Source organism: Streptomyces sp. KL2 (assembly GCF_046529545.1).
GTDB lineage: Bacteria > Actinomycetota > Actinomycetes > Streptomycetales > Streptomycetaceae > Streptomyces > Streptomyces radiopugnans.
In genome coordinates this window covers 1,791,604-1,812,812 of the sequence record NZ_CP127170.1, presented here as the reverse complement: position 1 = coordinate 1,812,812, position 21,209 = coordinate 1,791,604, and the positions used below count along the sequence as shown (strand labels likewise).

The window sequence follows — 21,209 nt, the reverse complement described above, 5'->3', positions numbered from 1 at the left end:
CCCGTGGTGGACGCCGTGAACGACCCGGCACAGAGCGCCGAGAAGCTCCAGCCCTGGCAGGAGGAGCGCGGACGCGCCCCGATCTCCGTCAAGATCGTGGTGGCGGGAGGCTTCGGCGTGGGCAAGACGACCTTCGTCGGATCGGTCTCCGAGATCGAACCGCTGACCACCGAGGCGGTGATGACCCAGGCGAGCGAGGGCACCGACGACATCACCGCCACCCCCGAGAAGACCACGACCACGGTCGCCATGGACTTCGGCCGCGTCACCCTCGACGCCGACCTGGTGCTCTACCTGTTCGGCACCCCCGGCCAGCGGCGCTTCTGGTTCATGTGGGACGACCTGGCGCGCGGCGCGATCGGCGCGGTGGTGATGGCCGACACCCGGCGGCTGGAGGACTGCTTCCCGGCGCTCGACTACTTCGAGAGCTGCGCCCTGCCCTACGTCGTCGCCGTCAACCACTTCGAGGGGACGGAGTACTACGAGGCCGAGGACGTGCGCGAGGCGCTGTCCGTCCCCGAGCGCGTGCCCGTCGTCATCATGGACGCGCGCAAGCGGGACACGGTCGTCGACTCGCTGACGGCGCTCGTCGGCCACGCGCTGGACCTCACCCCCGCCTGACCGGCGGCCGGTCCCGCCCCCGTCCTCACGCCCCACACCCAGGCACCCCATCACCCAGGCACTCCAGGGGAGAACCGCCATGCGGAAGATACTCATCGTCGGAGCCGGCCAGTCCGGCCTCCAGCTCGCGCTCGGCCTCCAGTCGCACGGCTACGAGGTCACCGTGATGTCGAACCGTACGGCGGACGAGATCCGCGGCGGCCGGGTCATGTCCACCCAGTGCATGTTCGACCAGGCCCTCCAGCACGAGCGCGATCTGGAGATCAACTTCTGGGAGGACCAGAGCCCGCGCACCGAGGGCCTGGGCGTCTCGGTCGTCGGCCCCGACGGGTCCCGCGTCATCGACTGGGTGGGCCGTCTGGACTCCTACGCGCAGTCGATCGACCAGCGCGTGAAGATGGCCGGCTGGCTGGAGACCTTCGCCCAGCGCGGCGGCCAGCTCGTCATCCACGGCGCGACCGTCTCCGACCTGGACTTCTTCGCCCGCACCTACGACCTGGTGCTCGTCGCGGCGGGCAAGGGCGAGCTGGTGACGATGTTCGAGCGCGACGCCTCGCGCTCGCCGTACGACAAGCCGCAGCGCGCCCTGGCGGTGTCCTACGTGCACGGCCTGGAGCGGCGCCCGGAGCACCCCGAGATGCTGGCGGTGCGCTTCAACCTGGTGCCGGGCGTCGGCGAGCTGTTCATGATCCCCGGATACACCGTCTCCGGCGCCTGCGACATCCTGTTCTGGGAGGGGGTCCCCGGCGGCCCGCTGGACGTCTTCCAGGGCGTCAAGGACCCCGCCGAGCACTTCGACCTCACGCTGGAGCTGATGAAGCGCTTCACCCCGTGGGAGTACGACCGGGCCCGCAAGGCCGAGCTGACCGACGCGGGCGGCACGCTCGCCGGCCGCTACGCGCCGACCGTCCGCAAGCCGGTCGGCCGCCTCCCCTCGGGCGGCGCGGTGCTGGGCGTGGCGGACGTGGTGGTGGCCAACGACCCGATCACCGGCCAGGGCTCCAACACCGCGTCCAAGTGCGCCGCCTCCTACCTGGCCGCCATCCTGGAGCGCGGTGACGAGCCGTTCGACGAGGAGTGGATGCAGGCCGCGTTCGAGCGCTTCTGGGAGGACACGGCCCGGCACGTCACCAAGTGGTCGAACGGGCTGCTGGCGCCGCCGCCGGAGCACGTGCTGCAGCTGATCGGCGCGGGCATGGAGCACCAGGAGCTGGCGGACCGCTTCGCCAACGCCTTCAGCGACCCGTCCGACCTGGAGAACTGGTTCTTCGACCCGGAGAAGGCGCAGGCGTACCTGGCGAGCCTGGCCTCGGCCTGAGCCGTCCCTCCCGACGGCCGCGCGCGTCCCGCCGGCCGTAGATCTCACCAGCCGTGCTGCGCCGCCTCCGCACGGCGCAGCACGGCCAGTTCGCCGTCGCCGAGCGAGGCGAGCGCCCGCTCCACCTCCGCCAGCCGCCGCCCGGCCTCGTCCCGCCGGCGCCCGCTGTCCGCGGCGAGCGCGAGCTGCCGGTCCAGGGCGCCGCGCGCCCGGGTCGCGAGCCGGTCCAGCCGCCGCTCCTCGGACGCCAGCCGGGCCGCCGCGGCGGCCCGGTCGCCGAGCACCCGCTCCACCGCCCGCCCGTGCTCCAGCACCGTCCGCACCTCCCGCTCGTCGCGGCCGAACAGCAGCCGGAGAGAGGGCGGAAGCACGCCGGAGGCGCCCCGGTAGTGCTGCCGGGCCAGCCGCCCGGTCTCGTCGCGGGCCTCTGCCAGCCGTACGCGGGTGCCGGCCAGCTCGCGCTGGAGCCGGTCGACCTTCCCGCGCCGCTCGGCCACCTCCCGCTGGACGGCTCCGTGCGCCTCGCCGGCGTCCTCGGCCCGCCGGTACAGGTCCCGCAACCGGGTCAGCAGTTCGCTGACGGGCACGCCGCCGCCCGCCCCGGCATCCCCGAACGCCCCGTCCGCCGGGCCCGTACCCTCCGGAGCCGCCGGAGGGAACGGGGGAGGGGCGGGGGAGGGAGGGGGCGACGGGGCCGCGGCGGCGACCGTCCCCGGCCCGGCGGCGACCGCGGCACCGGTCACCGCCGCGACCACCGCCCGCACCAGACGGACCCGCACCCTCGACACCGGCTCACCTCCGCGCTCCGCACCGCCCCGCGGTCCTCCCCGCGGGGCTCCTGCGGCGATCGTGGCACGCGGGGCCCGGGCCGGCCTCCGGACCGGTGTCCCGGTTACGGCAAACGCCGTAAGACACCGCGGACCGCTGTGAAACACCGCGTACTTCCGCGGGGAACGGCGGCCGGACACCGGCCGGTGCCTCGGAGGGCTGCCTCAGACGGGCCGCTTGACGGTGATGGCCAGCGCCCAGTCATCGGGCCGCTCGGTGTACATCACCGCACCCGCCAGATCGCTCTCCTCGGTGGGTGTGACGTCGTCGTAGGGGAAGGCGTAGCCGCGGCCGTCGGCCGCCAGCTCGTGCACGGCCCGCGCGTACTCGTACCGGGGGCCGTGGGTGTAGAACTCCGCGGAGGTCGCGTCGGGCTGGGAGGGGTTGCTCAGCAGAGTGGTACGGCACAGCGCGGCGCCCAGCACGGCGGCGATGCGCCCCTGCTGGGTGGCGTTGATCCCGTGGAGGGTGCCGTCGCAGCCGAAGATGTCGGCCTCGGCGGTGGTGCCGGCCGTCCCCGGCTTGGCGAAAGAGGCGGGGGAGCCGTCCGTGATGCCCTCGAAGACCAGCCGGTCGCCGTGGGTCCGGCCGGTGACGGTCCTCCCCGGCCAGACGTCGCCCAGGGCGATCCGCAGGTCCCGGCCGCCGTCGGCGCGGTAGGCGTGCCACACCTCGTCGACGTAGGACCGGTAGTGCCCGGCGAACACCTCCGTGCCCAGGCCCGGGAGCTTGGCCGGGCTGGAGACCCGCACCAGCCGGTCGCCGTCGTACAGCGCGCACCTGCCCCAGTCGCCGCCGGCCCCCCGCAGCCGCTCGGCCAGCGCCGCGGTCCCGCCGGCGGGCATGCCGCCGACGTGCTGCACCTGCCCGCTGCCGGGGGTGAGGGTCAGGGAGATGGGGAGGGCGACGCCGTCCACGCAGGTGATGTTCCCCCAGATCCCGCTCGGGTTGTAGGTGAACTCGCAGTAGTCCCAGGCGGTGCGGTACGAGGCGTCGGCGGGGTTGGCGGCCGACGGCTGGACGAGGGCGCCGGCGGCGCCGCCCGCGTTGGGGTTGGCGAAGAAGGAGACGCTCTGCCCGAGGGACACGTACGCCCGGCCGCCGGTGAGGTGGTCGTTGAGGGGGATGTCCCGGTCGAACGGGATCCGGTGGGATTCGAGGAAGCCGCTCAGGTCGTGCATCCGCTCGGCCGGGTTGGGGATCGGGTCCAGACGGCCGGTGGAGGGGTTGAGGAAGCCCTGCCCGCCGCCGGGCACATCGGCGTGGACGTAGGCGAACGCGGTGGACTGGCCGGTCTCGTTGGCGAACCGCACGGTCGGGACGGCGGCGGCCGTACGGGCGGGCGGGCCGGCGGCGAAGCCCGAGGACGTGGCGGCGTACCCGATGACGGGAGCCGAGACGGCTGCGGCGGACAGGCCGAGGAACCTTCTGCGTGACACCACGGTGGGGATCTCCTGACGGACGTGGTACTGGCATGAGCACGACATGCAGGGCCGTGCGTCCGGCCGCCGCCCGGAGGGGCGGGAGGAAGGCCGGATGGAGCCACTGTGCTGAGAGCGCGTTCAAAGGTCAAGACTTTTGCTTGAGAGCGCTCTCATTTAAGGTTCTCTTGCAATTCCTGAAATCCCAGGGCGAGTTGAGCCCGCATTCCTCCGGGCTCACCGGCCGCCGGACAGGCGCCGTCCGCCCGGCCGGCTCCACGGCCACCTCGGTCCGCGCCGCGGCCTGCCCTCCGGCTGGTGGACGTACCGCCAGCCGCGCGGCAGCACCGACCACCTCCCGCCACCGGAGACCGCCTCCAGGCGGTAGACGTGGACGACGGGCCGGCCGCCCGCCGGGTCGGGGACGGGGATCTCGTAGTACTTCGGCGGACGTCCCGTGGGGCCGAGCAGGACGGGCAGCACCCGCCCGTCCATCGGCCCGCCGGTGAACGCCGTCTCCTCGCTTCTCACCGCTCCAGTGTCACAGCAGGTGGAGGGCGTCGCCGACCACCGGGGCCACCTGCCGGACCAGCCGGCCCGCCGGTCCGTCCGGCCGCTCCAGCGCCAGCGCGGCACGGGCGATCTCCGCCGTCCGCGGGTCGCCGGCGGCGGTGGCGGCGAGCAGGGCGAGGAAGTGGTCCACCAGCCAGTCGCGCAACTGCGGCAGCGGCGGCTGCTTGCCCTCGTCGAGCCAGATCAGCGAGGCGGCCTCCACCGCGGCGATCCAGGTGCGGACCGCCATCCGCAGCCGCGGGCCCGGCTCCAGTGCCGGCTCCACCTTCAGGTGCAGCAGGATCTGCTCGGCCGCGGCCCGCCGCACCCCGTCCACGATCGCGTCCGTGCGGGACGTCTCGGCGACGCTGCCGCCCCTCAGCAGGGCGGCGAACCCCGCGTCGTGCCCGTCGACGAAGGCGAGGTAGCGGTCCAGCGCCCGCGACAGCCGGCGGCTGAGCGGACCGCTCTGCGGCTCGGCGAAGCACCGCCGCAGCTCGTCGGCCGCGCTGCCCAGGGCGGCCTCGTACAACTGCTGCTTGCCGCCGGGGAAGTAGCGGTAGACCAGGGGGCGCGAGACGCCGGCCGCCGCGGCGACGTCGTCGAGCGAGACGTCCTCGGGGGCGCGGTGCGCGAAGAGGACCAGCGCGGTGCCGATGAGCTGGTCGCGCCGCTCCTCCACGGTGAGCCTGCGGTATGCCGGGGCGGTCATGCGGGCAGGGTAACCGCCGCCGGCCGCCTCCGTCCCGCCCGCACGGCCGGCACCGCCGTCCGTACCGCCGTCCGTGACGCCGCCCGCCCCGCCCTACGCCAGCAGCCCGGAACTCCGCCACAGCCTGCGGCCGGCCCCGCGCAGCACCCCGATCTCGTCCAGGAACTCCGTCAGCCGCCTCGCGCCCGCCTGCATCACCTCACGGCGGTGGCCGCTGGCCCTCACCTGGGCGACCGCCTCGCGGCGGTCGAGCCCGACATCGGTGTAGACCTGCGGGTTGACGAAGGACGAGGACATCACCCGGGCCGCCTGGCCGGAGCTGATCCTGGTCAGCTCCGCCTCCCAGCGTGGGCAGCTCACCATCTGGCGGCGCAGCTCCTCGCGCGCGTAGCGCACGTGCCGGGCCTCCTCGACGACATGGATGCGGGTGATGCCGCGCACCAGCGGCTGGACCCGCTCGTCGGGGAACGTCAGCCGCTGCATCCAGTCCAGGACCTCCTCGCCCAGCAGGGTCGCGGTGAACGAACCGGGCGTGGTGGAGACGGTCTTGAGGACCCGGGCCAGGTTGTGGTGGAACCGCGGGACCGGGTACGGCCGCACACCCGCCCTGGAGATGAAGCGGGTGAACATCTTGGAGTGCCGGCACTCGTCCTCGATCTCGGTGAGGGCGTAGCGCACGTGCGAGCTGTCCATGGGCTTGTCGTAGATGTGGCGCACCAGCAGCTGGATGAGGATGATCTCGAACCAGACGCCGAGCGAGGCGAGCGAGGCGGCCTCGCGGCGGGCGAGGTCCATGCGCTGCTCCTGGGACATCCGCCTCCACAGCGGGGTGTCGTAGAGGGAGACCAGCTCCGGCGGCCAGAACCACTTGCCCTCCTCGAAGGGCGCGTCCCAGTCCAGCTCCCGGTCGGGGTCGAAGGAGTGCTTGGCCGACGACTCGAGCAGGCGCTCGGCCACCTGTTCGCGGTCCCTGAGCGGCCCGAGGGCGTCCCGGAGCCGTCCGGCATCGGTCGCGGTCGTCATCGCACGGCCACCTCACTGTCGAGTTACTGACGGTCACACCTGACTCGCCTCTTATGAGACCGCTCGTCAGCAAGCCCGTCAATCCCCTGTGCACGACCGGGCGGGACGCGCTCCGGCGCCCCGCCCGCCGCGGGGCTTTCCGCCCCCGGGGCGGTCCGCGCGCGGCGGCGCCCGCCCGCGCCGCCGGGAAGGCGACGCGGACGGGCGCCGGTGGTTGGGCCGCGGCCGTCAGCGGTGGCAGTAGTGCGGGGCCGGGCCGATGTTCTTCACGTAGCGGGCGGAGACCCAGCCGTCGTGGTGGTGGTGCTTGCGGTCCAGCTTGTACCAGCGCGGGTTGCCGTCGACGTTCTGGCTGTTCACCTTGCACTCGATGTGGATGACCTTGCCGTAGGGCAGGGTCGCCAGAACCCGGCTGCGGGTGTTGGGGTGGCTGCGGACGTTCAGGCCGGAGCGGGCGATGACCTGGCCCTTGTAGGTGTGGTGACGCCTGTCGTCCATCGACTCCGGCGCCATCTCCGGGTTGCGCGTCTCGGCACCGGCGCGCGGGGCCTCGACGCTCTGCCGGCCGAGGTCGGCGGAGGGGGCGGGCGGCTCGGCGAAGGCGGGCCCGGCGGCGGTGGCGAGTGCGACGGCGCCACCGGCGGCGACCAGGGCGAGCTTGCTGAGCTTCGACTTGACCATTGTGGAGAAACCTCCTGGGAGGGGAGGGCCCGGTGCGGGACCGGGCCCGGGGAAAGGACACATGGACTGCGTCACGGCCCGTGATGAGCCGATCACTACCACGCGCAATTCACGTTAAATCGGCACATATGTGCACGCAATCCATCACGTTCGGTAGTCAAGTCGGCTAAAGCCCAGCTCAGAGCCCTTGCGGCCGCCCGGAGGCACTTCCCGCCCGGCTGCACCGCACGGGTGAGAGCGCCGGCACTCCATCGCAGGTCAGCGGCCCGCCCCACCGCCCGGACGGCCCTGCCGCGCCACGGCGGGGAGGTGAGTGCCCGTCCGGAGGCGCGGGTCGCCGGACCGGCCGAATCCGCGGGGTCCTTCCGCGTGCGCCCCCGGCGGTCCCCTCCGGCCGTGCGCACACGGAAGGGCCCCGCCGGGCGAATCCGGCGGGGCCCTGTGAGGTCAGCGCGTCCCTGGGGCGGAGCGCCTTCCGGTCACCACGTCACATTGCCGTTGCCGCCGTCGAAGACGACGTCGGAGCAGGAGTAGAAGTTCTCCTGGCTGTCGGAGCGGGTCCAGTGGATGTACATGATGTGCTGGCCGGAACGCTGCGGCAGCTGGACGTTCCAGTAGTAGTGGCCGCTCTCGGAGCCGACGCTGCCCGACTGCGGCGGGTTGGTCACGGTGTTGATCTTCTCCAGGTCACCCCAGGCCAGGGCCTTGTTCGGGGACCAGCCCTGCTTGGTGAGGTAGACGTCGAAGCGTCCCGGGTGGTGCGCCCAGTTGCTGTGCTTGATCCGGATGTTGGCGCCGGAGGTGAGGTGCGTCTTCGGCCAGTCGCTGCGGGCGGCGTTGTACGAGGAGAAGTCGAACGGTCCCCGGTCGCCGCCGCTGCACAGCTTGCCGTCCGGGATGTAGCCCGTGGTGCGTCCGCCGCCGTTGGAGTCGAGCACGGCGAACCAGTTGTACAGCCCGGTGGTCCCGTCCTCCCGGACCGAGGCCGCGCAGGCCGGGTTGGACGGCATCTGGTGCCCGCTCCTGACCAGGTCCTGGTAGCAGAGGTAGGTGCGCGAGCCCGGCATCATGGTCGCGCCGTGCGCCGTCGCCGGGGTGGGTGCGGAGGCCATGACGAGGCCGAACAGGGCAGCCCCGAGGAGGGCTAAGGAGCGGGGGGAGCGGGCCGGCGTCCTGCGCCGGGCGGTGTGCTGAACAGCCATGGTGGGGGGTCTCCTTCGGAGTCTTCCGCGTCGGCGGGCGGCCGCCGGTCCTGCCCGCGCCGGCGGGCCGGACCGGCCGCGACCCGCCGCCGGGTGTGCATCCATACCTGGAGGCGCTCCCCTCGGCGTCGGTCGGCCGGAAGGTGTGGGGTCGTCCGCGACCCGCCGCTGGGAGCGCTCCCATTGCTTCAAGGTATCGCCGTATGAAGCGCTCGTAAACGCCTCCTCGCGACATCGCTTCGAAAGTCCCGCGCGATCGGGAGGCAAACCGCCTCGAAACGGGCTTTCCGATGCCGTGTCCCGGGTGCCGTCCCCGATACCGCCCCCGGCGCCGGCCCGTGGGACCGCTCCGTGCCGCCGTGCCGCTCCCGGCCCGTGCCGGGGCCCGGAGGCGCACCGCTCCTATGCGCCCGGACCGGCGGCCTCTCCCGTGAGGTACGCGCGCATCACCTCGGTGTGCGCCGGGAAGGCCAGCTCGGCCGGCTCCTCCAGCACCAGCCACTCCGTGGCCTCGGCCGTGGGCGCCGAGGGGGGAAGGGATGCGGCGTCCCGCTCGGGCAGCAGGCCGAAGACGAGAAGGCTGGTGCCCCCGTTGTGGACGTCGAGAAGCGTCACGCCCTCCGCCGCGGCCTCGAGCCCGGTCTCCTCCCACAGTTCGCGCACGGCCGCCTGCCGCCAGCTCTCGCCCAGCTCCATGTAACCGCCGGGCAGAGCCAGTTCACCGCGGAAGGGCTCGATGTCCCGCCGCACCACCACCAGGCCCCGGCCGCCCCCGGCGGTGGCGACGGGCTGGAGCGCGACCGCGACGGGCAGGGGGTTGGCCCAGCTCGTCTCGCCGCAGCCCGCGCAGTCCCTGGGCCACCCGGCGCCGTCCGGGTAGGGCGTCCCGCAGTACGGGCAGTGGGTGATGCGGCGGCCTGGCGTGAATCCCATGTGCGGACTGCCCCTCTTCCGTGTAAGGCCGCCCGCCGGCGGCTTGGCGGCGCTCCCGTTCATCCAACCTGATGGCCGGACGGAGCGGGGACGCGAGGGGGCCCGGCCGCACGGCCGGGCCCCCTCGGCGTCCGCTCGCGCCGCGCGTCAGCAGTTCGGCACGCCCGGCAGCTTGGCGTCGGGGTGGTCGATGTAGATGTTGGAGATGAAACCGCCCTGGTCGCGGAGCTTGCTCCACCAGTTGTTGGTGTAGCCCTCGGCGTTGACGGTGTCGCCCTGCTTCTGGCAGACGACCGTGACCCGGGTGGGACCGGCCAGGGTGGTCACCACGGCCGAGGAGAGGTAGGCGTCGGCCCGGACGCGTACGCCCGAGCCCCAGGTCATGAAGCTGCTCCCGCCGCCGCAGCCGTTGTCGCTGGTGAGGTAGTACTGGTGGTAGCTGCCGGGGTAGGCCAGGGCCGAGCCGTTGATGCGGATGTTCTGCCCGACGCCGTTGTAGAGCTGCTCGTAGTGGATGTGGGCGCCGGAGGAGTTGCCGGTGCTGCCGGTGGTGCCGATCTGCTGCCCCTGCCCGACCCAGGCGCCGCTCGCCACGGAGAAGGACGCCAGGTGGAAGTAGTACGTCTTCCAGCCGCCGCCGTGGTCGATGACGATGTAGTTGCCCGCGCCACCGGCCTGGTAGTGCCGGGTCGCGGTGCCCGCCGCCGAGGCCAGGACGGGGGCGCCCGCGGTGGAGCCGCCGTCGGCGCGCACGAAGTCCAGCGCGCGGCGCACCTCCGCGGAGTGGTGGCTGTAGGTCCATCTCTGGCCGCAGGCGTAGGGGGCCTTGAAGTTGGGGGCGGCCATCGTGCCGGCCTCCGCCGCCGCGGCCGGAGTCGCGGCGAGCGTCCCGGCCAGCACGGCCAGCGCCCCGGCCAGCACGGCCAGGAGCCGCCCGAACGGCCGGCGCCGCGAGGGGGAGGGTATGGGGGATCGCGAAGACATGCGGTGGCTCCTCGTGGTGTGAGGGTGGGGGACCGCGGCCCGCGGAACGCGCCGGCCGCCGGCTGCGCGGTGGTGGGAACGTAACCGGACCGGCGCCCCCTCACAACGGGCGGCGGGAGCCTTTCGAACCAGCTTGAATGCCTTGCCCCCGACGGCATCCGGCCCCCACGATGGCCGCTCGCCCGCCGCGACCGCGGCCTCCTCCCACCCCTCCCCCCTCCCCCCTCCCCTTCCTCCTTTCCCCTGCGGCCCCGAGGAGTCGGCACACGATGCACGCACACCCCCCGACCGAGCCCCCGCCCGCACCGCGGAGGGCGGTCCGGCGGCGTACCGCCGCCCCGCGCCGCGTACGGACCCCGCTCGCCGTCCTCCTGCTCGCCCTGGGGATGCTCGGCACGGGCCTGGCCGCCCCCGCGTCGGCCGCCCGGAACGGACCGGGGCCGCAGGCCCGCATCCCGGCCGGGGTAACCGCGGGCGTCGCCGTCTTCGACCGCGGCACCGGCGCCTTCACCGAGCGGATCAACGCGGACCTGCGCTTCCGCTCCGCCTCCGTGATGAAGCTGCTCATCGTGCTGGACCTGCTGTGGGACCGCGGCCCGGACGCCCTCCCGGACGCCGACCGCACCCGCCTGACGGCCATGCTGCGCAGCAGCGACGACTCCGCCGCGAGCCACTACTGGTCCACCCGGGGAGGCGGTGCGATCGTGAACCGGATGGTCTCCCGGCTCGCCCTCACCGGCACCGCCCCGCCGCCCTCCACCCACCCCGGCTACTGGGGCTACACCGCCACCACCGCCGCGGACACCGTACGGATCTACCGCCACGTCCTCGACGCCGCACCCGTGCCCGTACGCGACTTCGTCATGGGCAACCTGCGGCAGGCCACCCGCTGCGCGAGCGACGACTACGACCAGTACTCCGGCATCGCCTCCGCCTTCGAGCGGCCCTGGGCGATCAAGCAGGGCTGGTCCGGCTTCGCCTCCGGCGGCTGCACCGCCGACACCCCGGCCGCCAAGGCCTCCGCCGCCCCCGCCGCCCCCGCCCCGGCGGGGGAGCTGGACCTGGTGAGCGAGGCCCTGCACTCCACGGGCACGGTCGGCGGCGACGACCGCGCCATCGTGGCCGTCCTCACCCTCCACCCCGACGGAACCCCGTACGGCACCGCCTACTCCCGGCTCACCGAGCTGGTCGGCTCGCTCGACGTCCCCGGAGCCCGGCGCCCGGCGGGCACCTGGGTCGGCACCTGGGGCTCCGGCGTCCGCGTCCGCACCGGGCCCACCACCGGCTCCTCCGTGGTGACCACCCTGCCCGCCGGCGTCGACGTCCTGGTCGGCTGCCAGAAGCGCGGCCAGACGGTCTCCGTGCCGCCCTACACCAACGACTGGTGGGCCTACCTGCCCCAGTACGGCGGCTACATGACCAACATCTACGCCGACACCCCGGACAACAGGATCCCCGGCGTCCCCGACTGCCCGTAGGCCCGCGCGGACCCGTCCCCGCGTGTCACCCTGCGAACGCCCGGCTCAGGGGACGGGTCCGTCCAGCAGGGCCGTGCCGAGCGGGGTGCGGCGGTGCAGCACCCGCATCCCGTCCCGCCGCGAGACGACCAGCCCCGCGTCCCGCAGTACCGCCACATGGTGGCTCACCGTCGACGGCGCCAGACCCGTACGCGCCGCCAGGGCGGTGGTCGTCACCGGCTCCTCCAGCAACTCCAGCACCCGCGAGCGCGTACCGCCGATCAGCTGCGCCACCGGTGGAGCCGCCTCGTCCTGCCGCAGCCGGGTCAGCCAGCCGGGTGCGGGGGAGAGCGGGTGCACCAGGACCGGAGGCAGCGAGTCGTCCACCAGCACCAGCGGGGTACGGACGCAGAAGAAGCCGGGCATCAGCGTCAACGCCCTTCCCTCCAGGCGCAGTTCACGCTCCAGCGGATAGGGCGCCCGCAGCGTGCGCCCGCCGTACTCCCACCCCTCGGGTGCGGCGTAGCTCGCCAGCAGCGCCTCCGCGCCCCCCGCCAGGGCGGCCTCGCCCCGCCGGGCGCGGTCGGCCGCGGCCCGCGCCCGGATGGCCGCCAGATACGGTGCCACCGCCACGTCGTGGTAGCGGCGCAGGGCGTCTCCCAGCCACCGCAGCGCCTCCGCCCCGCCCTCGGCCACCCACCGCACGCTCCGCGGCACCGGACCGCGCACGTACACCCGCGCCAGCTCGTCGGCCAGCCGCCGCCGGGGCGTGGCCAGCACCCGGTCCAGGGCCGCGTCCACGTCGTCCTCACCGCGGCCGGGGGTGAGGAAGTCGGGGAAGTACGGGGCGGGCGGGCACAGCCGCATCAGCTCCCGGACCGCCGGGAGCATCCGGTGCCGCTCCAGCGCCGCGCGCACCTCCTGCCGCCAGGGGTCGAAGACGAGCGCGGCCTGCCGGTTCTGCAGCAGGTGCAGGCTCAGGACGGCCTCCCACAGCGGGTCGGTCCGCCGCGCCACCCGCAACCGGGCCAACTCCCCGCTGTCGAAGCGCACACGCAACATGGGCACATCCCGTCGAGGTCGCGGCCCCGCCGGGCCGGGCCGATTCCAGCGGGAACCTTCCCACCGCCGAACCGAGTTGAACGGCCCCGCGCGACCACGCACCTGTCCGAGGCGGATGGCATCCTTGCCCGGTGCCGATCGACGCACACGACGACGCCCCGCCCGCCCCGAGGCCCGTCCCGCCGCGCCGGGACGCCTCTCCCCGCACCCCTCGGAGGACCCATGGACCTGCTCGCGTCACTCGGTGAGGCCGTGGCCGCCCTCAAGGCCCCTCTGGGCCCGGCGGACACGGAACAGGGCTGGACCGACGACCTCCGCCGGGAGATCCAGGAGGAGATCTCGGTCTACCGCTCGGTGCTGCGGCGGCACGGCCCGGCGATGGTCCGCCACCTGCGGCCCCGCCTGGACGAGTGGCTGGCGCGTGAGGGCGTACGGCCGGGACGCCTGCGCGATGCGGTACTGGAGGTGCAGCGGCTGCTCACCGAGGCCCGCGACGCTGTCTGAAGACCCATCCCCGGCAGCGCGCCGCGTTGGCGGGCAGATGGACCCCGACGAGGTTGCCGGGTCACCGGACGAAGAAGACGGCCGGCCCGGGAGGTATTCGGTGGCTCGGGTGGCCGAGGGGGGTGACGATGAGCCGGTGATGGTCTTCCGCTGTGCGAAGTGCCGGGCAGAGGTGACGCGCCCGGTCCGCGAGGTGCCTCTTCCGGATCCCGACGATGCCCGGGCCCCGTACGAGATGGAGGACGGGGAGGAGTGCCCGCCACGTATGGCGCCCGGAACGTTCGCCGTGGACCCCGAGCCCGCGGGGGCGCCATGGGTGGAGTCGCCGGACGAGGCCGGGGGCAGGGTCCTGGTTCCGGGCGGCCCGCGGAACAGCATCGTGCTCTCCCCGGCGGACGTCCGGGATCTGCGGCCGATCCACGGCAAGGGGCGGCGCAACGGCTGCTGCGGCCCCGACGGCCATGACGGGCCCAACCTGGCCTGCGCCGACTGCGGCGCGGAGATCGCCACCGAGTCCGGCGACTGCTGGACCTTCCAGCAGGTGGTCCTCGTCCCCACCGCCGTCGAGCCGACCGGGCCCGGCGGGGAGTGACGACGACAACGCCCCGCATCCAGCTTTCTGGCTGATGGCGGGGCGTTTCGGCACCTTCTGCGAGGTGCCCCCGGCAGGATTCGAACCTGCGCACACGGCTCCGGAGGCCGTTGCTCTATCCCCTGAGCTACGGGGGCCTGTCGGCGGCGGTCGGTTGATCGCGGCGACGGGTAGAACACTACCAGCTTCCCGGGGGTGGATCGGACAGGGTTCGCCGGTGCCGGGCGGGCGGAAAAGGGCGAAAGCCGGACGCAGGCGGAGGTGTGGGCCTAGTCTCTGGGGTGTGCCTGGCGTGTCCGGCCGGGTCCTTGTGGTGGACGACAGCAAGGTCATCCGGCAGCTGATCAGGGTCAACCTCGAACTCGAAGGCTTCGAGGTCGTGACCGCGGCCGATGGTGCCGAGTGCCTGGAGATCGTGGAGCGGGTGCGGCCCGATGTGATCACGCTCGATGTGGCCATGCCCCGGCTCGACGGCCTGCGGACCGCCGAGCGGCTGCGCGCCGACGAGCGGACGCGCGGCATCCCCCTGGCGATCGTCAGCGCCTGTACGCGGTCGGAGCTGGGGAGCGAGCAGGTGCGGGCGGCGGCGGTGGACGCGTTCGTGGCCAAGCCGTTCGAGCCGGTGGAACTGGTGCGGACGGTGCGGCGGCTGGCCGCCGGCGGGCGCGGTGACGGCGGGGCGTGCGGGACGGAGCCCGTCGTACGGCAGCCGGGGTGACACGGCGGCCGGGGCGGGCGGGATGAGCCCGCGGGACGGGGCGGTGGGCACGGACCGGTGTGAGGTGCGTGTCATCCTTCGGAACGCGTTCGCGCACCTCCACCCCCTCTCCCATACCCTTGACGCGTGACTCCCGCCCAGCTCTCGCGCACCGTGCTGCGCACCGTGCGCCGCGCGGCCGGCGACGGCGCGCTGGGCGAGCTGTCCCCGGGCGCGCTGGAGGCGCTGGACGGGCTGCCGGAGCGGATCACCGTGGGGCGTCCGCCGCGGCCTGGCTGCGGGGACTACGCCACCAACGCCGCGCTGCGGCTGGCCGCCGTCACCGGGCGGCCCGCCCGGGGCGTCGCCGAGGTCCTGCGGGAGCGGCTGGCGCGCGAGGAGGGCATCGCCGAGGTGGCGGTCGCCGGTCCCGGGTTCCTCAACATCACCGTGGCGGGCGGGGCCCGCGCGGAACTGGTGGGGGCCCTGGCGGCGCGCTGCGGGGGGTACGCGGCGGCGGAGCGCACCGACCCCGCCCGCGACATCCGCAACTGGGCCGCCGCCACCGGTGAGGAGCCCGGTCCCGGGCTGCTGGAGCAGCGCGAGTCCAACCCCCTCTTCCTCGTCCAGTACGCCCACGCCCGCTCCCGGGCGCTGCTGCGCGGGGCGCGCGCCCTGGGCTTCGCCCCCGAGGCGGGGGCCGGCGGGTACGCCTACGACGCGCCGCGCGAGGCGGACCTGCTGGGTGCGCTGGCCGAGTACGAGCGGATCGCCGCGCTGGGAGACCCCGGCCGGCTCGCCCGCCACCTGGGAACGGTCGCCGACGGCCTCCTCGGCATACACGGGTCCGTGCTGCCCGCCGGAGAGCGGAAACCCCTGGCCGCCCACCGGGCCCGGCTGGCCCTCGCCCAGGCCGCCGGGGCGGTGCTGGCCGGCGGCCTGTCCCGACTGGGCGTCACCGCACCCGTACATCTGTGATGGAGATCACGAAGCGATCATGAGCCGTTCCGCACACCCCGCCGGGCCCCGCCACGCCGACGTCCTGCCCGAGGGCCACTACACCCCGCCGCCCGCCGACCTCAACGCCCTCGACCCGCGCGTGTGGGCCCGTACCGTCGCCCGCGACGAGCGGGGGGTGACCACCGTCGGAGGGCTGGACGTCGTCGCGCTGGCCGAGGAGTTCGGCACCCCGGCCTACGTCCTGGACGAGGACGACTTCCGGGCCCGCTGCCGGGCCTGGCGCGAGGCATTCGGCGACGAGGCCGACGTGTTCTACGCCGGGAAGGCGTTCCTGTGCCGCGCGGTGGTGCGCTGGCTGACCGAGGAGGGCCTCAACCTCGACGTCTGCTCCGGTGGCGAGCTGGCCACCGCGCTCGCCGGCGGGATGCCCGCCGAGCGCATCGCGCTGCACGGCAACAACAAGTCCACCGCCGAGATCGAGCGGGCCGTGGAGGCCGGGGTCGGCCGGATCGTGCTGGACTCCTTCCAGGAGATCGCCCGCGTCGCGCACATCGCCGAGCGGCTCGGCAGGCGCCAGCGGGTGCAGATCCGGGTGACGGTGGGCGTGGAGGCGCACACCCACGAGTTCATCGCCACCGCCCACGAGGACCAGAAGTTCGGGCTCGCGCTCGCCGACGGGCAGGCCGCCGAGGCGGTGCGGCGGGTGCTGAAGCTGGACAGCCTGGAGCTGGTGGGCATCCACTCCCACATCGGCTCGCAGATCTTCGACATGGCCGGCTTCGAGGTCGCCGCGCGCCGCGTGGTGCAGCTGCTGACCGAGGTCCGCGACGAGCACGGGGTGGAGCTGCCCGAGATCGACCTCGGCGGAGGTCTGGGCATCGCCTACACCCCCGACGACGACCCGCGCGAGCCCCACGAGATCGCCAAGTCGCTGCACGAGATCGTCGCCCACGAGTGCCGGGCCGCCGGGCTGGCCGTGCCGCGGCTCTCGGTGGAGCCGGGCCGGGCCATCGCCGGCCCGACGACGTTCACCCTCTACGAGGTGGGCACCGTCAAGGAGCTGCAGAGCCTGCGCACCTACGTCAGCGTGGACGGCGGCATGTCCGACAACATCCGCACCGCGCTGTACGACGCCGAGTACTCCGTGGCGCTGGTCTCCCGCACCTCCGACGCCGCGCCGATGCTCTCGCGCGTGGTCGGCAAGCACTGCGAGAGCGGCGACATCGTGGTGCGCGACGCCTTCCTCCCCGCCGACCTGGCCCCCGGCGACCTGCTCGCCGTCCCGGCCACCGGCGCTTACTGCCGGTCCATGGCGAGCAACTACAACCACGCCCTGCGGCCGCCGGTGGTGGCGGTCTCGGGCGGGAGGGCCAGGGTGATCGTGCGGCGCGAGACGGAGGAGGACCTGCTCGGCCTGGACGTCGGCTGAGGCCGGCCGACGCAGGCCGGCACCGCCCGGCGCAGGCCGATGCCGGCCGACGCCGGGCGGTACCGGACGGCCGGACGGAGACCGGCCGTCCGGACGGCGGCCCTGACCGGGTCGTCTCAAAAGGAGAGGACGACGTCTCGCATGCTGGATGTGGCGGGGGATCCGGCCACCCGTGCGTGAGACTTGAGTCCACAGGACTGTGAAGAAGCGAGGTCTGATGATGCGTACGCGTCCGCTGAAGGTGGCGCTGCTGGGCTGTGGGGTCGTCGGCTCAGAGGTGGCGCGCATCATGACGACGCACGCGGAGGACCTCGCCGCCCGGATCGGGGCCCCGGTCGAACTGGCCGGGGTCGCCGTCCGCCGCCCCGGGAGGGTCCGCGAGGGCATAGCGCCCGAGCTGGTCACCACCGACGCCGCCGCCCTGGCCGCCCGCGAGGACATCGACGTGGTCATCGAGGTCATCGGCGGCATCGAGCCGGCCCGCACCCTGATCAACACCGCCTTCGAGCACGGCGCCAGTGTGGTCACCGCGAACAAGGCGCTGCTGGCCGAGGACGGCCCGGCCCTCCACGAGGCGGCCGAGAAACACGGGGTGGACCTCTACTACGAGGCCGCCGCCGCGGCCGCGATCCCGCTGGTGCGCCCGCTGCGCGAGTCCCTGGCCGGCGACAAGGTCAACCGCGTCCTGGGCATCGTCAACGGCACCACCAACTTCATCCTCGACCGGATGGACTCCACCGGCGCCGGGTACTCCGAGGCGCTGGACGAGGCCACCGCCCTGGGATACGCCGAGGCCAACCCGACCGCCGACGTCGAGGGCTTCGACGCCGCCGCCAAGGCCGCGATCCTGGCCGGTATCGCCTTCCACACCCGTGTCCGCCTGGACGACGTGCACCGCGAGGGGCTGACCGAGGTCACCGCCGCCGACATCGCCTCCGCGCGGCGCATGGGCTGCACGGTCAAGCTGCTGGCCATCTGCGAGCGCGCCGCCGACGGGCGGTCGGTCACCGCCCGAGTCCACCCGGCGATGATCCCGCTGACCCACCCGCTCGCCTCCGTCCGCGAGGCGTACAACGCGGTCTTCGTCGAGGCGGAGGCCGCCGGTCAGCTGATGTTCTACGGGCCCGGCGCGGGGGGCGCGCCCACCGCCTCGGCGGTGCTGGGCGATCTGGTCGCCGTCTGCCGCAACAGGCTGGCCGGCGCCCGCGGGCCGGGGGAGTCCGCCTACGCCCAGCTCCCGGTGAGCCCGATGGGCGAGGTGGTCACCCGCTACCACATCAGCCTGGACGTCGCCGACAAACCGGGCGTCCTCGCCCAGTGCGCCACCGTCTTCGCCGAGCACGGGGTCTCCATCGACACCGTGCGCCAGCAGGGCATGGACGGCCCCGGCGACGGTGCGTCGCTGGTCGTCGTCACCCACCGTGCCTCCGACGCGGCGCTGTCGGCGACCGTCGAGGCGCTGCGCAGACTGGACACCGTACGGGGTGTCGCGAGCACCATGCGGGTCGAAGGGGAATGAGAGAGATGACCGCCACCACCGCCAGTCCTGGCACCAGTACTCCTCGAATGTCCGGCACCCACCAGTGGCGGGGCATCATCGAGGAGTACCGCGACCGGCTTCCGGTCACCGACGACACCCCCGTCGTCACCCTGCGCGAGGGCGGTACTCCGCTCGTGCCGGCACAGGTGCTCTCCGAGCGCACCGGCTGCGAGGTCCACCTCAAGGTCGAGGGCGCCAACCCCACCGGATCCTTCAAGGACCGCGGGATGACGATGGCCATCAGCCGTGCGAAGGAGGAGGGCGCGAAGGCCGTCATCTGCGCCTCCACCGGCAACACCTCCGCCTCGGCCGCCGCCTACGCGGTGCGCGCGGGGATGGTCTGCGCGGTGCTGGTGCCGCAGGGCAAGATCGCGATGGGCAAGATGGGCCAGGCGCTGGTGCACGGCGCCCGCATCCTCCAGGTCGACGGCAACTTCGACGACTGCCTGACCCTGGCGCGCGGGCTGTCGGACAACTACCCGGTGGCGCTGGTCAACTCGGTCAACCCGGTGCGGATCGAGGGCCAGAAGACCGCCGCGTTCGAGGTCGTCGACATGCTCGGCGACGCCCCCGACATCCATGTCCTGCCGGTCGGCAACGCGGGCAACATCACCGCCTACTGGAGGGGCTACCGGGAGTACGCCGCGCCCGGCCCCGACGGCGGGGTCCACGCCTCCCGCACACCGCGCATGTGGGGCTTCCAGGCATCCGGCTCGGCGCCCATCGTGCGGGGCGAGCCGGTCAAGGACCCGCGCACCATCGCCACCGCCATCCGCATCGGCAACCCGGCCTCCTGGGAGTACGCGGAGGCGGCCCGCGACGAGTCCGGCGGCCTCATCGACGAGGTGACCGACCGTCAGATCCTGTCCGCCTACCGGCTGCTGGCCGCACAGGAGGGCGTCTTCGTCGAGCCGGCCTCGGCCGCCTCGGTCGCCGGCCTGCTCAAGGCGGCCGAGCAGGGGAAGGTCGACCCCGGCCAGCGGATCGTCTGCACCGTCACGGGCAACGGGCTGAAGGACCCGGACTGGGCCGTGCAGGGCGCTCCCCAGCCGACCGTCGTCCCCGTCGACGCGGACGCCGCGGCCGAGCGCCTCGGCCTGGTGTGAGGGCGCGGGGGGTGTGACGCCCCCGCGCCGGGCGCGGCCCCTGGTGGGCACGCGCCCGGCACGGGGGCGCACCGGCGGCGCGCGACACGCATCGTGCGCCTCCCGTACGCCCTGTACCGCCACCGAACCGTCCTTCGATAGGGTGGGAGTACGTCCCGACCTGTCACACGGCATGTGCCAGAGGTCAGTGGACCGGTCCGGCTCCCAGCCGCGGTTGCCCAGGACGTCGCGCAGCGCGTCCGCGACCCGCACCGGACCGGCGTCCGCCCGCACATCCGACCGAGCATCCGAGCAGCACAGTCCCCGCAGTCCCCCAGGACAGTCACACCAAGGAGAGTCAACGAGCGATGGCCGGTCCCGCGTTCCGCGCCGCCGCCGTCCGGGTGCGCACCCCCGCCACCAGCGCAAACCTCGGTCCCGGCTTCGACGCCCTCGGTCTGGCCCTCGGGCTGTACGACGACGTCGTGGTCCGCGTCGCCGACTCCGGACTGCACATCGACATCGCCGGCGAGGGCGCCGACACCCTGCCCCGCGACGAGAGCCACCTGCTCGTACGCTCCCTGCGCACGGCCTTCGACCTGCTGGGCGGCCAGCCGCGCGGCCTGGAGGTCGTCTGCGCCAACCGCATCCCGCACGGCCGCGGCCTGGGCTCCTCCTCCGCGGCCATCTGCGCGGGCATCATCGCCGCCCGCGCGGTGACCACCGGCGGCGCCGAGAAACTCGACGACACCGCCCTGCTGGAGCTGGCCACGGAGATAGAGGGGCACCCCGACAACGTGGCGGCCTGCCTGCTCGGCGGCTTCACCCTCGCCTGGACCGACGGCGGCGCCGCGCGGGCGATAAGGATGGACCCGGACCCCACCGTCGTCCCGGTGGTCTTCGTCCCCGACCGGCCGGTGCTCACCGAGACCGCCCGCGGGCTGCTGCCCCGCACCGTCCCGCACGTGGACGCCGCCGCGAACGCGGGCCGCGCCGCCCTGCTCGTCGAGGCGCTGACCCGCCGCCCCGAACTCCTGCTGCCCGCCACCGAGGACCGGCTCCACCAGGAGTACCGCGCCCCCGCGATGGAGGAGAGCGTGGAACTGGTGCACCGGCTGCGCGCCGACGGGGTGCCCGCCGTCATCTCGGGCGCCGGACCCACGGTCCTGGCACTGGCGCAGGACGCCACGGCCGACAAGGTCGCGCGACTGGCGGGCGACGGATGGGCGGCCAACCGGCTGTCCCTCGACACGGCGGGAGCCGGTGTGCTGCCGCTGGCCGGCACGGGCCGGTGACACGAATGCGGGCCTTGGAGAGGGGGAATGTTTGTTGGGTCCGGTAGTGTTAACCTCAAGTCTGCACTCGCAGCCTCCTGGGACGACCCGAGGGCGGTGCGGTGCTCTCCGTGATCCCATGGGTACAGTCCCATAAGGGGCCACTCCTTCTTCCGGGAGCCTCCAGAACTGCCTGAGCAGCCTGCCGAGCAGTGTCGAGCTCGCTCCGGAACGGCGTGATTGACGCACGTCATCCCCTCACGCCACACCGTGTATTGACTATGTACTGATTCCTCCGCCGTACATCCGGGCGGAACCACCGCCCCGGCCCGGT

The 21,209-nt window shown here is 73.8% G+C and carries 20 protein-coding genes, 1 tRNA gene and 1 pseudogene; 11 read left to right on the top strand and 11 right to left on the bottom strand.

The features are described from left to right. The first annotated feature begins 3 nt into the window (after window positions 1-3). Both QPK52_RS08075 and QPK52_RS08070 read left to right on the top strand, forming a co-directional pair. The gene (locus QPK52_RS08075; protein ID WP_410536486.1) at window positions 4-621 is read left to right on the top strand and encodes a GTP-binding protein; all 618 of its coding nucleotides are present in this window, start codon (window positions 4-6) and stop codon (window positions 619-621) included. Window positions 622-700: 79 nt separating this feature from the next. Then, entirely contained in the window at window positions 701-1,939 is a 1,239-nt protein-coding gene (locus tag QPK52_RS08070; protein WP_410536484.1) for a styrene monooxygenase/indole monooxygenase family protein, read from the top strand. 44 nt (window positions 1,940-1,983) lie between these two features. On the opposite strand, the gene QPK52_RS08065 is transcribed toward QPK52_RS08070, so the two are convergent. The 9 genes and pseudogenes from QPK52_RS08065 to QPK52_RS08025 all read right to left on the bottom strand — a co-directional run bounded on the left by QPK52_RS08065 (window position 1,984) and on the right by QPK52_RS08025 (window position 10,275). Then, the gene (locus tag QPK52_RS08065; protein WP_410536482.1) at window positions 1,984-2,727 is read right to left on the bottom strand and encodes a coiled-coil domain-containing protein; all 744 of its coding nucleotides are present in this window, start codon (window positions 2,725-2,727) and stop codon (window positions 1,984-1,986) included. Between the two features lie 204 nt (window positions 2,728-2,931). Next, the gene (locus QPK52_RS08060) at window positions 2,932-4,209 is read right to left on the bottom strand and encodes a glycoside hydrolase family 64 protein (RefSeq protein ID WP_410536480.1); all 1,278 of its coding nucleotides are present in this window, start codon (window positions 4,207-4,209) and stop codon (window positions 2,932-2,934) included. 216 nt (window positions 4,210-4,425) lie between these two features. After that, window positions 4,426-4,719 (bottom strand): hypothetical protein, encoded by a 294-nt coding sequence (locus tag QPK52_RS08055; protein WP_410536478.1) that lies wholly within the window; start codon window positions 4,717-4,719, stop codon window positions 4,426-4,428. 10 nt (window positions 4,720-4,729) lie between these two features. Then, window positions 4,730-5,452 carry a TetR/AcrR family transcriptional regulator gene (locus QPK52_RS08050; RefSeq protein ID WP_410536476.1) on the bottom strand — a complete coding sequence of 241 codons (723 nt, stop codon included), beginning with the start codon at window positions 5,450-5,452 and terminating at the stop codon, window positions 4,730-4,732. 93 nt (window positions 5,453-5,545) lie between these two features. Further along, the gene (locus tag QPK52_RS08045; RefSeq protein WP_410536475.1) at window positions 5,546-6,475 is read right to left on the bottom strand and encodes an AurF N-oxygenase family protein; all 930 of its coding nucleotides are present in this window, start codon (window positions 6,473-6,475) and stop codon (window positions 5,546-5,548) included. Between the two features lie 228 nt (window positions 6,476-6,703). Continuing rightward, window positions 6,704-7,156, bottom strand: a complete 453-nt coding sequence (locus QPK52_RS08040; RefSeq protein WP_410536474.1) for an SH3 domain-containing protein — start codon at window positions 7,154-7,156, stop codon at window positions 6,704-6,706. A gap of 485 nt (window positions 7,157-7,641) precedes the next feature. Continuing rightward, a pseudogene (locus QPK52_RS08035) lies at window positions 7,642-8,358 on the bottom strand (lytic polysaccharide monooxygenase); the annotation flags it as partial. 402 nt (window positions 8,359-8,760) lie between these two features. Next, window positions 8,761-9,291: an NUDIX domain-containing protein gene (locus tag QPK52_RS08030; protein ID WP_410536472.1), complete on the bottom strand. Its 531-nt coding sequence runs from the start codon at window positions 9,289-9,291 to the stop codon at window positions 8,761-8,763. Between the two features lie 147 nt (window positions 9,292-9,438). After that, on the bottom strand, window positions 9,439-10,275 hold the full coding sequence (locus QPK52_RS08025) for a M23 family metallopeptidase (RefSeq protein ID WP_410536470.1): 837 nt from the start codon (window positions 10,273-10,275) through the stop codon (window positions 9,439-9,441). 386 nt (window positions 10,276-10,661) lie between these two features. Between QPK52_RS08025 and QPK52_RS08020 the strand changes: the two genes are divergently transcribed. Continuing rightward, window positions 10,662-11,753: a hypothetical protein gene (locus QPK52_RS08020; RefSeq protein ID WP_410540252.1), complete on the top strand. Its 1,092-nt coding sequence runs from the start codon at window positions 10,662-10,664 to the stop codon at window positions 11,751-11,753. A 45-nt stretch (window positions 11,754-11,798) separates the two neighbouring features. Here the strand turns inward: QPK52_RS08020 and QPK52_RS08015 are convergent, their stop codons facing one another. Continuing rightward, window positions 11,799-12,794: an ArsR/SmtB family transcription factor gene (locus QPK52_RS08015; RefSeq protein WP_410536468.1), complete on the bottom strand. Its 996-nt coding sequence runs from the start codon at window positions 12,792-12,794 to the stop codon at window positions 11,799-11,801. A 222-nt stretch (window positions 12,795-13,016) separates the two neighbouring features. On the opposite strand from QPK52_RS08015, the gene QPK52_RS08010 reads away from it, so the two are divergent. After that, on the top strand, window positions 13,017-13,298 hold the full coding sequence (locus tag QPK52_RS08010; protein ID WP_410536466.1) for a hypothetical protein: 282 nt from the start codon (window positions 13,017-13,019) through the stop codon (window positions 13,296-13,298). Between the two features lie 265 nt (window positions 13,299-13,563). Then, a complete protein-coding gene (locus QPK52_RS08005) occupies window positions 13,564-13,890 on the top strand; it encodes a hypothetical protein (protein WP_410536465.1) in 327 nt (108 codons plus the stop codon). Window positions 13,891-13,955: 65 nt separating this feature from the next. Here QPK52_RS08005 and QPK52_RS08000 read toward each other — a convergent pair. Continuing rightward, a tRNA-Arg gene (locus QPK52_RS08000) sits at window positions 13,956-14,027 on the bottom strand. Between the two features lie 146 nt (window positions 14,028-14,173). On the opposite strand from QPK52_RS08000, the gene QPK52_RS07995 reads away from it, so the two are divergent. From QPK52_RS07995 to thrB, 6 genes are all read left to right on the top strand, one after another. Then, on the top strand, window positions 14,174-14,608 hold the full coding sequence (locus QPK52_RS07995) for a response regulator (RefSeq protein WP_410536464.1): 435 nt from the start codon (window positions 14,174-14,176) through the stop codon (window positions 14,606-14,608). A 126-nt stretch (window positions 14,609-14,734) separates the two neighbouring features. Next, window positions 14,735-15,565 carry a DALR anticodon-binding domain-containing protein gene (locus tag QPK52_RS07990; protein ID WP_410536462.1) on the top strand — a complete coding sequence of 277 codons (831 nt, stop codon included), beginning with the start codon at window positions 14,735-14,737 and terminating at the stop codon, window positions 15,563-15,565. Window positions 15,566-15,584: 19 nt separating this feature from the next. Continuing rightward, window positions 15,585-16,976 carry a diaminopimelate decarboxylase gene (gene lysA, locus QPK52_RS07985; RefSeq protein WP_410536460.1) on the top strand — a complete coding sequence of 464 codons (1,392 nt, stop codon included), beginning with the start codon at window positions 15,585-15,587 and terminating at the stop codon, window positions 16,974-16,976. A 217-nt stretch (window positions 16,977-17,193) separates the two neighbouring features. Further along, on the top strand, window positions 17,194-18,495 hold the full coding sequence (locus QPK52_RS07980) for a homoserine dehydrogenase (protein ID WP_410536459.1): 1,302 nt from the start codon (window positions 17,194-17,196) through the stop codon (window positions 18,493-18,495). Window positions 18,496-18,542: 47 nt separating this feature from the next. Further along, the gene (thrC, locus tag QPK52_RS07975; protein ID WP_410536457.1) at window positions 18,543-19,622 is read left to right on the top strand and encodes a threonine synthase; all 1,080 of its coding nucleotides are present in this window, start codon (window positions 18,543-18,545) and stop codon (window positions 19,620-19,622) included. Window positions 19,623-19,969: 347 nt separating this feature from the next. Next, a complete protein-coding gene (gene thrB / locus QPK52_RS07970) occupies window positions 19,970-20,896 on the top strand; it encodes a homoserine kinase (RefSeq protein ID WP_410536456.1) in 927 nt (308 codons plus the stop codon). Window positions 20,897-21,209 lie beyond the last annotated feature (313 nt).